Below are 12,557 nucleotides of genomic sequence, written 5' to 3' on the forward strand. Positions count from 1 at the left end.
CGGCGGCCCGCGCGCTACCCGTGCTGTCCGCGCCCGCCGGCGGCGGTGAGCGTGGCGGTGCGGGCCTGCCAGGCCGAGGTGACGGCGTCCAGCAGCGTGTGCCGGGGCCGCCAGCGCAGGTCGGCACGGATGCGGTCGATCGCCGCGACGACCTCCGGCGGGTCACCCGGACGTGGCGGGCCGGACCTGACCGGGACCGGCGCGCCGGTGACCGTGGCGACGGCCCGCACGACGTCCAGCACCGAGTGCCCGCGGCCGGCGCCGGCGTTGTACACCGCGGCACGGTGACCGCGGGTGAGGTGGCGGGCGGCGAGCCGGTGCGCCTCGGCGAGGTCCGCCACGTGCACGTAGTCGCGCACGCCTGTGCCGTCCGCGGTCGGCAGCGCGGTGCCGGCGATGGTCAACGGCACCCCGGTCTCCTGCGCCGCGAACGTGAGCGGCAGCAGGTTCGTGGCGCCGCGGTCGCCGAGGTGCGGGGCGCCCGCGCCGACGGCGTTGAAGTAGCGCAACGCGATCCAGGACAGGTCGTGCGCCCGGCCCGCGGCGGCCACGAGGTCCTCCGCGACGAGTTTCGTCTGCCCGTACGGGTTGACCGGCCGGGCCGGCGCGTCCTCTGCCACGGTCGCGGTGCCGGGCACGCCGTACACGGCGGCCGACGACGAGAACACCAGCCGGCGCACACCGGTGTCGACCATCGCGGCGAGCAGCGCTGCGACGAGTCCGACGTTCTGCTGGTGGTACCAGATGGGACGGCGCACCGACTCCGGCACGGACTTGCTGCCCGCCAGGTGCATGACCCCGGTGACGCGGTGCCGCTCGAGCGTCGCCCGCAGCAGCACCGGGTCGCCGGCGTCGGCGACGACGAGCGGCACCGCGGCGGGAAGGCGGGCGGGGTCGCCGGTGGACAGGTCGTCGAGGGCGACGACCGGCTCCCCGGCCGCCACGAGCGCCGCGACGACGTGCGCGCCGATGTATCCGGCGCCGCCGGTGACGAGCCACGTCATCGCGGCACCGCCTGATGCGCGGCGAGGGTGCCGACCGCGGCTTGCATCGCGGCGTCGGTGGCGGCGGTGAGCGCGGCGGCGCCGCCGGTGAGCCGCTGCGAGCCGGCGAGGGCGAGCAGCCAGCCCCAGGTGCGGGGGAGTGTGGTCAGCTGCCGCCGGTACAGGCCGCGCAGCAGCACCCCGGCCCGCCGTGGCACCAGGTCGACGAAGTCGTGCCGGTCGACCTGGTGCCCGCCGGCGCGCAGGCGGCGGGTCAGTTCGGCGGCGGCGCCGTCGTGTCCGGCGCCGAAGCTGGCCGAGACGACGACGGTGCGCTGTCGTGCCGCTGGATGGTGCATTCCGGGCTCCCCTCCGGCCGGTGCGTCCGGCCGTCGTCACGCTGAGGGGATGGTGGCCGCGCGGTCCTGAAGGAACGCTGAACCCGCAGACCGCGGGCGAGGGCGACGGTGACGGCGGTGGCGAGGAGCCAGCCGCCGAGGACGTCGCTGGGCCAGTGCGCGAGCAGCGCGACCCGGCTGACGCCGACGAGCACGGCCCAGGTGCCGGCGACGGCGACGAGGACGCGGCGCGACCGGCGGCCGGTCAGGACGGCGCACCCGAGCACGATGAGGATGCCGGCGGTCACCGCCGAGGACGTGGTGTGCCCGGACGGGAACGCCCATCCGGCGGTCGGGGTGAGCTGGTCGACCGGGCGCGGCCGGTGCACCAGGGTCATGACGGTGAGCCGGACGGCGGTGGCAGCCGTGGCGGTGCCGAGCAGGAACCACAGGCCGGTCCGCCACCGCTTCCACAGCAGGACCACGGCGAGCAGCAGCCCGGCCGGTACCAGCACCAGGCTGTCGGCGCTGTGGGTGATCGCCGACATCGCCGCGCGCCAGCCGTCGTGCCGCAGGGCGGCGTGGCGGGCCGCCTCGCTGACCGCGGAGTCGAGGCGGACCAGCGGGCCGAACCGGACGACGACGAGGACGGTGAGCAGGCCCAGCGCGGCCGCGCAGAGCACCGGGACGCGACGCATCAGCCGCCGTCCGGGTCCATGCGGTAGCCGGCGCCGCGGACGGTGCGGATCGCGGACCGTCCGTACGGGTGGTCGATCTTCTTGCGGATGTAGCCGACGTAGACCTCGATGATGTTCGGGTCGCCGTCGAACGCGGCGTCCCACACGTTCTCGATGATGGCGGTCTTGGTGACCACGTCACCGGCGTGCCGCATCATGAACTCCAGCAGCGCGAACTCCCGCGGCGTGACCGGGATCTCGTCGTCGCCGCGGGTCACCCGCCGCCGGGCCGGGTCCAGGCGCAGGTCGCCGGCGCTGAGCACGACCGGCCGTTGCGGCGCGCCGCGGCGGATCAGGGCCCGCAGCCGCGCGACGAGCACCACGAACGAGAACGGTTTGGTGAGGTAGTCGTCGGCGCCGAGGTCGAGCCCGTCGGCCTCGTCGTAGTCGCCGTCCTTCGCGGTCAGCATCAGCACCGGCGTCCACACGTCACGCTGCCGCAGCTGCCGGCACACCTCGTAGCCGCTCAGCCCCGGCAGCATGATGTCCAGCACGATCGCGTCGTAGGCGCCGTTGGGTGACTCGGTCGCCGCCCACAGCCCGTCCACACCGTTGAACATCACGTCGGTGGTGAAGCCCTCGATGCGCAGGCCGTCCCGGATCGTCTCGGCCAGCCCGACCTCGTCCTCGACCAGCAGCAGCCGCACTCCGCCTCCTAGGGGTAGGTCCGGGCGTTGATCGGGACCGGCTCGCAGGGCCCGCCGGCCCGTTCGTCGACGACGTCCACCCGGCTGCGGGTCAGGTGGACGACGAGCAGGACCGACGCGAGCAGGAACACCACGCTCGGTCCGACCGTACCCAGGCCCAGACCGGCGGCGTCACGGGACTGCGAAAGCCAGTCGCCGAGCGACGCGCCGAGCGGTCGGGTCAGCACGTACGCGGCCCAAAACGCCAGGACCGGGCCCAGGGCGCGCAGCCGGTTCATGTTGAGCAGGTCGGCGGCGGTCTCGCCCACCGTGGTGGCCAGGACCTTGATGATCCAGAAGTAGACGGTGACTTCGGGCACCTTGTTCGCCGTACGGCGGGCGACCTTCATCACGGGAGCCTCACAGGTGGGACCTGAACGGTCGCTGAAAGCGCCCGCACCCGAACGGGGTGGGCAGCAGGGCCGCGCACGCCACGACGTAGGCGAGCGTCAGCCAGCCGTGCGCGGCGTCCGGCATCGGCACCCACCGGGCGGTGAAGAGGCCGAGGCACGCGGACGCGGTCCACCACGGCCACGCGGCGCGGGAGCCCAGGACGTCCCAGATCGCGGCGCCGACGACGACCCCGGGATCTGGGACGCCGGTGACGACCGGCCCCGCGGCCGATCCCGGGCCGCCGACCATGTGGTGATCGTGGTGATGGAGAACAAGCGGTACGACGCCGTCATCGGCCACAGCAGGACCACTACTCGATCCTGCGCACCGTCCAGCGGTGGTACGGGCTGCCGCCGCTCGGCGAGTCTGCCGGACGCGCTCCGCTCCAGCTGCACTGAGCACGCCGTTCATCGAATTCTCAGGTTCGCCGCCCTACCTTCGCCGGTCATGAGTGCTGAACACGAACCCGCAGCTCCGGACCTGCCCGAGATCGAGAACGGCCAACCTCTGTGGCCCGGCCCGGCGCCGGCCTCAGCGACGACGCGGTCCCGTTGGTCGGGGCTCGTCGCCACGCCCGGCCGTGCCGCAGTGGTGGCCGTCGCGGCAACCTTGGTCCTGGCGGTGGTTCCCTGTGCCGCCCTGGGCGCGGTCGCCGGAGCCGCGATCGTCGGCCTGCACGGCGAGGGTGGCGACCGGCACGGGGAGCACGCCGACCACGGCGACCGCCGGGACCGCGGCGAACAGGCCGACCGGGACGAAGGCGGGGAACGCGACGACGACGGGCCGGTGGCCACCGCCTCCCCGTCCGTGCCCCCTGCCGGCGCGTCCCCGACCGCCAGCCCGACGCCCTGAGTGGCCGCCACGGTCGCTCCGCTTGCGTATTCCCACAACGTGTAGGAGATTGGCGACGTTAGGTAAGCCTACGCTCGGAGCGGCTCGTGGGAACGGTCTGCGTCCTGGAGGTCACCGCCTGGCTGCTGTTCGCGGGCGTCGTGCTCGCCTGTTCTTCCGGCCCGCGCCGCGCACCGCGGTCGTCGCGCGCCCGTGACGGCCGGCGGCGCCTTCATCGGATTCTCAGGTTCGGATCCCTACCTTGGCCAGGATGAACTACCGACTGTTCCAGCTGATCAACGACCACGCCGGCCGGGTCGACGGGGTCGATGACATCATGGAGTTCCTCGCCGGCCCGTTCATCTACGTCGTGTTCGCGGCGTTCGCCGCGGTCGTCGTGTGGGCGCTGCGGGGCGGCCGGCGCGGCCAGGTCGCCTACGTGTTCGCCGCGCTGCTGGTGGCGTTTCTCGGCGCGCAGCTGCTGAACCACCTGAACGGGCAGCTGCGCCCGTTCCAGACGCACCAGGTGCACCAGCTCGTCGCGCACGCCGGCGGGGTGTCACTGCCCAGCGACCACGCCACCGCCGCGTTCGCGATCGCTCTGGCCGTCGGGGTGTTCCTGCACCGCGGCGCGGGCGTCGCCCTGCTGGTCGCGGCAGTCGCGGTCGGGGTGGCCCGGATCTGGGTAGGCGTGCACTACCCGGGCGACATCCTCGCCGCACTCGGCATCGCCGCCGCGGCGGTCGCCCTCGTCGCATCAGCTCCGGCCGCAACCGTCGTAAGGAAGACCGTGTGAAGTTCCTGGACCCCGAATGGCTCATCTCCACCTTCGGGATGCTCGGCATCCTGGCGATCGTCTTCGCCGAGTCCGGCCTGCTGATCGGGTTCTTCCTGCCGGGCGACTCACTGCTGTTCACCACCGGGCTGCTCGTCGCCGACGGCCGCTACCTGCACCAGCCGCTGTGGCTGGTGTGCCTGCTGGTGTCGGTCGCCGCGTTCGCCGGCGACCAGTTCGGCTACCTGTTCGGCCGGCGGGTCGGCTCCGCGCTGTTCCGGCGGCCGAACTCGAGGCTGTTCAAGCAGGAGCACCTCGCCAAGGCGCAGGAGTTCTTCGCCCGGTACGGTGCCCGGTCGATCGTCCTGGCCCGCTTCGTGCCGGTGGTGCGGACGTTCACCCCGATCGTCGCCGGCACCAGCGGCATGCACTACCGCACGTTCGTGTTGTACAACGCCGTCGGCGGCGCGCTGTGGGGCACCGGCGTCACGGTGCTGGGCTACTTCCTGGGGCAGATCGCGTTCGTGAAGTCCAACATCGAGCTGATCCTCATCGGCGTCGTCGTGCTGTCGGTGGTGCCGATCGGCGTCGAGTTCCTGCGGGCCCGTTCGCGCCGGCGGTGAGCGGTCCGGCACCACCGTCCTGAACGCACGTCCGCGCCCCGCCGGCTCAGCCGACGATCTTGCCAGCGCCGCCGGCACCCTTCTGCGCCTCGGCCAGGAAGGCCTTCATGTCGATGGTCTCCAGGCCGCCCAGCTCACGCACAGCGCGGCGGGCCCATCCAGGATCGGAGGGGCCCGCCGGTCTGGTGACGCCTGGTTACACGTTGACGCCGTAGTCCTTCGCGATGCCGGCCAGGCCGGACGCGTAGCCCTGCCCGACGGCGCGGAACTTCCACTCGCCGCCGTTGCGGTACAGCTCGCCGAAGACCAGCGCGGTCTCCGTCGAGTAGTCCTCGCTCAGGTCGTACCGGGCCAGCTCGTTGTTGTCGGCGGAGTTGACCACCCGGATGAACGCGTTGGTGACCTGCCCGAAGGACTGGTTGCGGGCGTCGGCGTCGTGGATGGACACCGGGAAGACGATCTTGTCAACCTCGGGGGCGACCCCGGCGAGGTTCACCTTGATCATCTCGTCGTCACCCTCGCCCTCACCGGTCAGGTTGTCACCGGTGTGCTCGACCGTGCCGTCGGGCGACTTGAGGTTGTTGAAGAACACGAAGTGCTGGTCGGACAGGACCTTGCCGTCCGCGCCCACGAGCAGCGCGCTGGCGTCCAGGTCGAAGTCCGCGCCGGTGGTGGTGCGCACGTCCCAGCCCAGACCCACGTTGACCGCGGCCAGGCCGGGCGCGGCCTTGGTCAGACTGACATTGCCGCCCTTGCTGAGGCTGACTCCCATGAATCCTCCAGATCGATGCCGGCACGAGTGCGGTCCGCGCCGGCTGACGTTTGCAGACGGTGCTACAGGTGACGCCGAACTGCCCTGCGACGCCGGCCAGGCCGGGTGCAGCACAGACCCCCCAGCGAGGATGCAGTCACCGCTCGCCGGTCCATCATGCTCCGCGACCCTGGACGTTCGCTGTGAGTCACGACGAGACACGACCAATTTTTGCATCGTCACCCTGGCGTCGTGCCGTCGACCTTACGAATCAGCAGCCACATGCCGGTGGACCGCAGGTGCTGGACGAGGTCGAGGCCGGGGCGCTGGTTGGTGCCGGGCAGCACGAAGACGAACTCGGCGCCCTCGCCGCGGCCGCCCGGCCAGCCGACGGTCACCGCGGTCCGGGTGAACGTCATCCCGGCGGCCAGCAGCGCCTGCTCGACCACGTCGACGCCCTCGTTGACCGCCGTCAGGTGGAACGCCGACACACCCCGGTAAACCTGCATGGCGGCATTGTCCATCGAAGCGCCGTCACGCGGAACCGGTCAGGGTCTGCGTGCCGAGCACGACGGCGAGGGCGAGCCGGTCGGCGTCGTCGGTGCCCGGCTCGGCCGTGTAGACGGTGATGCGCAGGTCGTCGGCGGTGACGACGAGCGTGTCGCAGTCCAGGGTGATCCGGCCGACGGCCGGGTGCTCGACGGTCTTGTGCCGCGACGGCTCCGACGGCGGTGCGGGCGCCTCGCCCTCCCACAGCTCGGTGAAGCGCGGGCTCGCGGCCGCGAGGTCGTCGATCAGCCGGCGCAGCGAACGGTCCGCCGGATACCGCGACGCGGTCTGGCGCAGGTCCGCCACCAGCAGCGCCGTGTGACGGGCCTGCTCCTGCGCGGTGTGGACGACACGGGTCGGGAAGCCGGCGAGGTTGCGCCAGACGGCGTTGCGTTCCAGGCCGTGCCAGCCCGACGTCTCGCCCATGAGCGCGTCGTACGGGGCGTTCGCGACCACCAGCGTCCAGGTGGCGTCGTACACGACGACCGGGGTGTGCGCGAGCCGGTCGAGCAGCCGCTGCACGCTCGGCGGGATGTGCGACGGCACGACATCGGCGCCGGGCGGGGCGTGGCCGGCGAGCCGGTAGAGCAGGTCCCGGTCGGGACCGGACAGGCGCAGCGCCCGCGCGAGGGCCTGCACCACCTGTACCGACGGCGCCGTCGCCCGCCCCTGCTCCAGCCGGGTCAGGTAGTCCGCGGAGATCCCGGCGAGCCCGGCGAGCTCCTCGCGGCGCAGTCCCGCGGCGCGGCGGCGCCGGCCGACCGGCAGGCCGGCGGTCTCCGGCGCGACCCGGTCACGCCAGCGGCGCACCGCCCGGCCGAACTCCCACTGCTCCACCCGCCCAGTCTCCACCGGGCCGGCGGGCGTGTCCTGGCCCTGGCAGTCCTACGACAACGCGACGACTGCCTGACGGCGTTCCGGGCGGTCACGCTCGGAGCATGACAACGCTCATCACCGGCCCGACCCGAGGTCTGGGCCGCGCCACCACCCTCGCCGTGGCCGACGGGCCGGGCGCCGAGCTCCTGCTGGTCGGCCGGGCCGGGCCCGCGCTGCGCGAGGTCGCCGACGAGGCGCGGGCGCGTGGCGCCACCGTCCATGAGATCGGCTGCGACCTGTCGCGGTTGGCCGATGTACGGGCAGCGGCTGCCACCGTCCGGCACCTCGTCGCCGCCGGGACGGTGCGCCCCATCGGCGCGCTGATCGCCAACGCGGGCCACATGTCGGCCGACACGCGGGCCGCGTCCGCCGACGGCTACGAGCTGACCTTCGCCGTGAACCACCTCGCGCACGCCCAGCTCATCGCGGACCTGCTCGGCTCGCCGGCGGAGCCGGCCCGGATCGTGCTGCTCGGCTCCAACACGTACAGCGCCAACTTCTGGCGCCGGGTGCTCGGGGTGCCGGAGGCGCGGTGGCGCGACCCCGTGGAGCTCGCCCGGCCGGCGCCCGCCGGCGCGAAGCCGGACATGACCGCGTCGGGAGTCGCCTACAGCACCGCCAAGCTGGCGATCCTGTACTACGCCCACGAGCTGCAACGGCACGCCCCGGGGGTGGGCGTGTCGGTGTTCGAGCCCGGCTGGATGCCCGGCACCGCCCTGAGCCGCGGGGCCCCGCGGGCGCTGCAGGCGATCGGTCGCGGGCTGGGCCGCCTGCCGTTCGTGTCCACCCCGCGCCGCTCCGGCCCGATGCTCGCCTCCGTGGCGCTGGACGAGCGGTGGGCGCACCTGCGCGACGGCGCGTTCGTGGTGAAGGACCGGCTGACCGAGGTCCGCCCGGTCGCCCACGACCGCGAGCGGGAGCGCCGCCTGTGGACCGCCACCGCGGAGCTGCTCGCCGCGAGCGGCGCGGCCGTCTGACGACCGCGCCGCCCACCGCGTGCGTTACGCCGCGATCTGCCAGAGCTGGCAGGTGTTGTTGAGCCACATCCACAGCTGCACCTTGGTGCCGTTGGCGGTGCCGCAGTTCTGGTCGTCGAGGACCATGCCGCTGTTCTCGACGACGAGCTCGTAGCGGCCGTTGCCGGCCGGGATGACCGCCCACTGCTGGCAGGTGTTGCCCAGCGACTGCCACAGGTTGGTGGCGGTGCCGAGCGCCAGGCCGCAGTTGACGGCGTCGAGGACCTTGTTGGCGTTGACGTTGGTGATCGTCCACTTGTTGGGGCCGACGCTGTTGAAGCGCCACTGCTGGCACGTGTTGCCCAGCGCCTGCCACACGTCGATCTGCGTGCCGTTGGCGGTGCCGCAGTTGACCGCGTCGAGGACCTTGCCGCTGGCGAGGTTCGTCAGCCGGTACGTGGCACCGTTGACAGGGAACGTGACGCTCTTGCTGTACCCGACGGCGACGATGTTGGACTGGACCGAGTTCTCCGTGGCGTCGCTCGGGTAGCCGCTGGTCATGACGCCCTCGAAGAACGAGCCGACGGAGCCGTTGCTGTTGTCGCCGCCGATGCCCAGGATGATGGCGCCCTGCTTGGTCATCGGGCGGTAACCGGACTGGGTCGGCAGGCCGCCGTCGTACCGCGTGGCGAGGCTGCCGGACTGCGCGTTGCCGTCCTTGATGGCGTACGTCGTGGTGCCGTTGTTCTTCAGCATCGCGGTCACGAACGCGCTGTTGCGGCCGGTGTTGGCCGTCCAGGACCCGTTGCCGCCGGCGAAGAGCCCGTTCTCCAGGTCCGCGGCGACCCGCGGCCCGGCCGAGCAGGGGGAGAACCAGCACAGGTTGCCGAAGTAGATGGCGTCCATGTCGCCGTTGCCGGTGTCGAGATTGTTCGTCTCGGCGTTGCCGTAGTCGAAGCAGCACCGGTCGTTGACGTGGGTGCCCTCGGTCACCATGTACATGCCCTCGGGCTGGCTGCCGGTGGCGACGCCGTTGGTGTTGTTGTTGCGGTACCCGTTGCCGGCCGAGATGTACACGCCGTACACCTTGTGCCCGCCGGCGGTGATGGGCAGCGCCGCCGCGTTCGCGCCCTGGTCGGCGGTCGGGTTGGCGCCGCCGCCGGGAGCGATCGTGAGGTCGTTGTGCCGCGACGTCTGGTCGTAGATGCGCACGATCGTGCAGTACGTGCCGTTGCAGAACGAGTCCTGCGCGGCGGCGTTGGCGTAGCCGCCGGCGCTGAGCACGCCGATGTTCGACGTCGCGCCGTCGGACCAGCGCCGCACCTGGTACAGCGAGCCGCTGTAGGCGCCGAACAGCGCGCGGGTGGTGCTGTGCGCGGCGACGCAGGGGGTGCCGCCGCCGGCGTAGATGTCGCAGGGGCCCGTGCCGGCCGCCTGCGCGACCGTGGTCGACAGTGCGACCAGCGCCGCGGCGACGATCGCCGTGGCAGCGGCGGCGGCGAGTGCCGTGCGCCGCAGAGACCTGAGATGCATGGTGCGCCTTTCCCGGGGTGTCGGCAGCTGTACTGGCGGACGCTGCCTTCATGTGAGCGATCACATTCGAATCCGACACAGGGGCCCCTGGTGTTTCGAGGGTGAGTGTTATCGCTCACATTGACGATGTCAAGTGGGGACGCCGTCGGCACGGCCGCGCAGGGCTCGCCGGTCTGCGCAGCCCCACCGACGGCACGATCAGCCCGAGCGGCACCGCCCTCGGACCGCGGATCACCTCGCGGGTCATCGCCCTGTGCCCTGTCTCAGGGCGATGCGCGGATCCACGCCGCGCTGCCATGGCGGGTCAGGCGTACCGTCACCCGGCCGCCTCACGGAGCATCGCGTCCAGCTCCTGGTTGTGCATGATCTCCCGGACCTCCTGCGCGCAGCGGCAAGCGGCGGCGAACCTGGCGGCCCACCCCAGCGCCTCCTCACGGGCGCTGCGCTTCGCGCACGGGGAGATGACCCAGGCGGAGCTGGCCGACCGCATCGGCGTGACCCGCCAGACCATCATCGCCATCGAGCAGGGCCGCTACTCGCCGTCGTTGGAGGTGGCCTTCCAGATCGCGCGGGTGTTCCAGGTGCCGCTCGACGACGTCTTCGGATATTCCGACACCCAGGAATAGACCCCACAACGTGACACGGCGCGCGAGGCAACCGCCTCGCGGCCCGGTTCCACGCCCCGAAACCAAGGGCCTCGCCCGGACCGAGAAGGAGCCACGATGCACGCGTTGACCCGTACCGCCCGCCTGACCGGACTGTTCTACCTCGGCAACGCCATCACCGGCATACTCGGGTTCCTCATCGTCCGCCCACAGCTCTTCGCCGCCGACGACCCCGGCGCGACGCTGGCAAACCTGGTCGCGCACGAGTCGCTCGCCCGCGCCGGCGTCGCCCTGGAGCTGGGCATGGTCGTCACCCAGACCCTCGCCGCCGTCTGGTTCGCCCGCCTGTTCCGCACCGCGGACCCCGTCGCCGCGAGCGGGATCGCCGCCTTCGGCCTGGTCAACGCGGTCGTGGGCCTCGCGAGCGCGGCGATGCTGGCCACGGCGGTCGGGGTCTCGGCCGACCCGGTCGGCGACGCGGCGGCCAACGTCCAGGTGCTGTACCTGGTCAGCGACAACCTGTGGGGCGTGGGAGCCCTGTTCTTCGGCCTGTGGCTCATCCCCATGGGCTGGTGCGTGCTGCGATCGGGCTGGATGCCCCGCGCCCTGGGCTGGGTCCTCGTCGGTGGCGGTGCCGGATACGTGCTCAGCGCGTTCATCAGGTACCTCGCCCCGGACGCACAGGTCGTCGCCGAGGCACTCGCGTATCCCGCGTCCATCGGCGAGTTCTGGATGGTCGGCTACCTGCTCATCCGCGGCGTACGCCGGCAGGCCCTGGCCGAAGCGCCGCCAGCCGTCCACACCCCGACCCCGGCGGCGACCTGAAGACCTGACCAGACGCGGTGGTGTACGGCCTCCGCCTGGCCGGTCTTCCCGATCGAGCTCGGCGGAGGCGCCCTGGTCGCGGTCGCCGATCGGCAACCCACGCCGACCGGGCGGGCCGCGGCGCTGCTGCTGCTCGCCTCGATCCTCGGCACCGCGACCGCCGAGGTTGCCGAGGTTGCCGAGGCACCGTACGGCTGACCGAAGCGCGACAGGTCGTCGGTGTGACCGGCCGGGTCGCGACGATCGCAGAGGGTCTCGTGTCGGCCGTCCCCGCCGAATGGGGTCGAACAACTGACGGGACCGTCGTCTGCTGGGACGAGGACAGCACCCGAAATCCCACCTGCCTGCGAGCGTTGCCGCCGGCCGACCAGGCAACGGTCTCCAATCTCTTGGCCGGCATGCCAGCCGCACGCGAATAGCCCGCAGCGCCTGCCGTTCAAGATCCGATCCGGGTGAACTCCCCGCCGCCGTCGAGAAACTCGGCTGTGTGGCCGGCGAGATCCCACCACACTGTGTCCGGGCCGGTGGCAGAGCCGGGTTATTGCAGCGCTCAGAGTCGATTGCCGGGCACGCCCGGGCGACTCGAAGGCGCGTGGGGTCGCTGGCGTGCCAAGCCCCACCGGGGGTTCAAATCCCCTCCGGTCCCCGAGCAGCGTTCAGTTCATGGTGTTGCTCCTGTAGCCACCGGCGTATGCGCGTCCGTCAGCACAACGGCGGTCGGTACAGCACCTCGACGTACATGATCTCGTCGTGGACGACGTCCAGGATGAGGTAGCCCGGCCACGGTGCGTCGAGGCAGACGTTGCGGTGGCCGACGCCGTAGGTGCCAGCGGGTTTTGCGGCGGTGTAGAAGCTCTGGCAGAAGTCATCACCGCAACCACAGACTTCGACGACGCGCAGCCGGTCGACCTGATCGGTCAATCGATCCTCGCCCTCGGCGGCCAGTGCCGCGGCGAGCTCGGCTGTGAAGACCGGCCACATTGTGCGCAAGAGTGGTGCCTCAACTGCCCGGTCATCCACGAGCCCGAAGGCTACCCGCCAGCCTGCTGGGACGGCCTTTGCAGGGGTGTGCCCGAAGGATTTTGCAGATTGTTCG

Annotated in this window: 17 protein-coding genes and 1 tRNA gene; 7 read left to right on the forward strand and 11 right to left on the reverse strand. The window is 72.1% G+C overall.

The features are described 5' to 3' along the window. Window positions 1–14: 14 nt before the first annotated feature. From galE to ABZ321_RS32020, 6 genes are read right to left on the reverse strand one after another with little or no spacing between them, the layout of a single operon-like run. On the reverse strand, window positions 15–1,004 hold the full coding sequence (galE, locus tag ABZ321_RS31995) for a UDP-glucose 4-epimerase GalE (protein WP_354898191.1): 990 nt from the start codon (window positions 1,002–1,004) through the stop codon (window positions 15–17). Continuing rightward, a complete protein-coding gene (locus ABZ321_RS32000; RefSeq protein WP_354898194.1) occupies window positions 1,001–1,342 on the reverse strand; it encodes a hypothetical protein in 342 nt (113 codons plus the stop codon). Before ABZ321_RS32000 ends, galE begins: the two co-directional genes overlap by 4 nt. Next, a complete protein-coding gene (locus ABZ321_RS32005) occupies window positions 1,258–2,019 on the reverse strand; it encodes a phosphatase PAP2 family protein (RefSeq protein WP_354898197.1) in 762 nt (253 codons plus the stop codon). The genes ABZ321_RS32000 and ABZ321_RS32005 overlap by 85 nt, the downstream gene beginning before the upstream one ends. After that, entirely contained in the window at window positions 2,019–2,705 is a 687-nt protein-coding gene (locus tag ABZ321_RS32010) for a response regulator transcription factor (RefSeq protein WP_344500560.1), read from the reverse strand. The genes ABZ321_RS32005 and ABZ321_RS32010 overlap by 1 nt, the downstream gene beginning before the upstream one ends. 8 nt (window positions 2,706–2,713) lie before the next feature. After that, window positions 2,714–3,094 carry a hypothetical protein gene (locus tag ABZ321_RS32015; protein ID WP_354898200.1) on the reverse strand — a complete coding sequence of 127 codons (381 nt, stop codon included), beginning with the start codon at window positions 3,092–3,094 and terminating at the stop codon, window positions 2,714–2,716. Between the two features lie 10 nt (window positions 3,095–3,104). Then, window positions 3,105–3,386, reverse strand: coding sequence for a hypothetical protein (locus ABZ321_RS32020; RefSeq protein ID WP_354898203.1), 282 nt, complete (start codon window positions 3,384–3,386; stop codon window positions 3,105–3,107). Between the two features lie 198 nt (window positions 3,387–3,584). On the opposite strand from ABZ321_RS32020, the gene ABZ321_RS32025 reads away from it, so the two are divergent. The 3 genes from ABZ321_RS32025 to ABZ321_RS32035 all read left to right on the forward strand — a co-directional run bounded on the left by ABZ321_RS32025 (window position 3,585) and on the right by ABZ321_RS32035 (window position 5,366). After that, window positions 3,585–3,989 carry a hypothetical protein gene (locus tag ABZ321_RS32025; protein ID WP_354898206.1) on the forward strand — a complete coding sequence of 135 codons (405 nt, stop codon included), beginning with the start codon at window positions 3,585–3,587 and terminating at the stop codon, window positions 3,987–3,989. A gap of 250 nt (window positions 3,990–4,239) precedes the next feature. Next, window positions 4,240–4,764 carry a phosphatase PAP2 family protein gene (locus ABZ321_RS32030; RefSeq protein WP_344500568.1) on the forward strand — a complete coding sequence of 175 codons (525 nt, stop codon included), beginning with the start codon at window positions 4,240–4,242 and terminating at the stop codon, window positions 4,762–4,764. Window positions 4,765–4,802: 38 nt separating this feature from the next. Beyond that, window positions 4,803–5,366 (forward strand): VTT domain-containing protein, encoded by a 564-nt coding sequence (locus tag ABZ321_RS32035; RefSeq protein ID WP_344500750.1) that lies wholly within the window; start codon window positions 4,803–4,805, stop codon window positions 5,364–5,366. Window positions 5,367–5,562: 196 nt separating this feature from the next. Here ABZ321_RS32035 and ABZ321_RS32040 read toward each other — a convergent pair whose 3' ends face one another. The 3 genes from ABZ321_RS32040 to ABZ321_RS32050 form a co-directional block, all read right to left on the reverse strand. Next, the gene (locus ABZ321_RS32040; RefSeq protein WP_344500570.1) at window positions 5,563–6,138 is read right to left on the reverse strand and encodes a TerD family protein; all 576 of its coding nucleotides are present in this window, start codon (window positions 6,136–6,138) and stop codon (window positions 5,563–5,565) included. A 218-nt stretch (window positions 6,139–6,356) separates the two neighbouring features. Further along, window positions 6,357–6,626, reverse strand: coding sequence for a hypothetical protein (locus ABZ321_RS32045; RefSeq protein ID WP_354898209.1), 270 nt, complete (start codon window positions 6,624–6,626; stop codon window positions 6,357–6,359). A 25-nt stretch (window positions 6,627–6,651) separates the two neighbouring features. Continuing rightward, window positions 6,652–7,503 (reverse strand): helix-turn-helix transcriptional regulator, encoded by an 852-nt coding sequence (locus tag ABZ321_RS32050; RefSeq protein WP_354898212.1) that lies wholly within the window; start codon window positions 7,501–7,503, stop codon window positions 6,652–6,654. 101 nt (window positions 7,504–7,604) lie between these two features. On the opposite strand from ABZ321_RS32050, the gene ABZ321_RS32055 reads away from it, so the two are divergent. Then, window positions 7,605–8,519 carry an SDR family NAD(P)-dependent oxidoreductase gene (locus tag ABZ321_RS32055; protein ID WP_354898215.1) on the forward strand — a complete coding sequence of 305 codons (915 nt, stop codon included), beginning with the start codon at window positions 7,605–7,607 and terminating at the stop codon, window positions 8,517–8,519. A gap of 24 nt (window positions 8,520–8,543) precedes the next feature. On the opposite strand, the gene ABZ321_RS32060 is transcribed toward ABZ321_RS32055, so the two are convergent. Next, entirely contained in the window at window positions 8,544–10,031 is a 1,488-nt protein-coding gene (locus tag ABZ321_RS32060; RefSeq protein ID WP_354898218.1) for an arabinofuranosidase catalytic domain-containing protein, read from the reverse strand. Between the two features lie 362 nt (window positions 10,032–10,393). Between ABZ321_RS32060 and ABZ321_RS32065 the strand changes: the two genes are divergently transcribed. From ABZ321_RS32065 to ABZ321_RS32075, 3 genes are all read left to right on the forward strand, one after another. Beyond that, on the forward strand, window positions 10,394–10,657 hold the full coding sequence (locus tag ABZ321_RS32065) for a helix-turn-helix transcriptional regulator (protein WP_354898221.1): 264 nt from the start codon (window positions 10,394–10,396) through the stop codon (window positions 10,655–10,657). A 96-nt stretch (window positions 10,658–10,753) separates the two neighbouring features. Next, window positions 10,754–11,461, forward strand: a complete 708-nt coding sequence (locus ABZ321_RS32070) for a DUF4386 domain-containing protein (RefSeq protein WP_354898224.1) — start codon at window positions 10,754–10,756, stop codon at window positions 11,459–11,461. Window positions 11,462–11,979: 518 nt separating this feature from the next. After that, a tRNA-OTHER gene (locus tag ABZ321_RS32075) sits at window positions 11,980–12,107 on the forward strand. A 56-nt stretch (window positions 12,108–12,163) separates the two neighbouring features. Here ABZ321_RS32075 and ABZ321_RS32080 read toward each other — a convergent pair. After that, the gene (locus ABZ321_RS32080; RefSeq protein ID WP_354898227.1) at window positions 12,164–12,481 is read right to left on the reverse strand and encodes a hypothetical protein; all 318 of its coding nucleotides are present in this window, start codon (window positions 12,479–12,481) and stop codon (window positions 12,164–12,166) included. Between the last annotated feature and the right edge of the window lie 76 nt (window positions 12,482–12,557).

The sequence above is a fragment of the Dactylosporangium sp. NPDC006015 genome (assembly GCF_040614215.1).
In the GTDB taxonomy this organism is placed as follows: domain Bacteria; phylum Actinomycetota; class Actinomycetes; order Mycobacteriales; family Micromonosporaceae; genus Dactylosporangium; species Dactylosporangium maewongense.

Coding starts and splice junctions, on each gene's coding strand:
- ABZ321_RS32065 (WP_354898221.1), top strand. CDS start 10,394: ATGATCTCCCGGACCTCCTGCGCGCAGCGGCAAGCGGCGGCGAACCTG.
- ABZ321_RS32005 (WP_354898197.1), bottom strand. CDS start 2,019: ATGCGTCGCGTCCCGGTGCTCTGCGCGGCCGCGCTGGGCCTGCTCACC.
- galE (WP_354898191.1), bottom strand. CDS start 1,004: ATGACGTGGCTCGTCACCGGCGGCGCCGGATACATCGGCGCGCACGTC.
- ABZ321_RS32070 (WP_354898224.1), top strand. CDS start 10,754: ATGCACGCGTTGACCCGTACCGCCCGCCTGACCGGACTGTTCTACCTC.
- ABZ321_RS32035 (WP_344500750.1), top strand. CDS start 4,803: ATGCTCGGCATCCTGGCGATCGTCTTCGCCGAGTCCGGCCTGCTGATC.
- ABZ321_RS32030 (WP_344500568.1), top strand. CDS start 4,240: ATGAACTACCGACTGTTCCAGCTGATCAACGACCACGCCGGCCGGGTC.
- ABZ321_RS32055 (WP_354898215.1), top strand. CDS start 7,605: ATGACAACGCTCATCACCGGCCCGACCCGAGGTCTGGGCCGCGCCACC.
- ABZ321_RS32020 (WP_354898203.1), bottom strand. CDS start 3,386: ATGGTCGGCGGCCCGGGATCGGCCGCGGGGCCGGTCGTCACCGGCGTC.
- ABZ321_RS32040 (WP_344500570.1), bottom strand. CDS start 6,138: ATGGGAGTCAGCCTCAGCAAGGGCGGCAATGTCAGTCTGACCAAGGCC.
- ABZ321_RS32025 (WP_354898206.1), top strand. CDS start 3,585: ATGAGTGCTGAACACGAACCCGCAGCTCCGGACCTGCCCGAGATCGAG.
- ABZ321_RS32045 (WP_354898209.1), bottom strand. CDS start 6,626: ATGCAGGTTTACCGGGGTGTGTCGGCGTTCCACCTGACGGCGGTCAAC.
- ABZ321_RS32015 (WP_354898200.1), bottom strand. CDS start 3,094: ATGAAGGTCGCCCGCCGTACGGCGAACAAGGTGCCCGAAGTCACCGTC.
- ABZ321_RS32000 (WP_354898194.1), bottom strand. CDS start 1,342: ATGCACCATCCAGCGGCACGACAGCGCACCGTCGTCGTCTCGGCCAGC.
- ABZ321_RS32060 (WP_354898218.1), bottom strand. CDS start 10,031: ATGCATCTCAGGTCTCTGCGGCGCACGGCACTCGCCGCCGCCGCTGCC.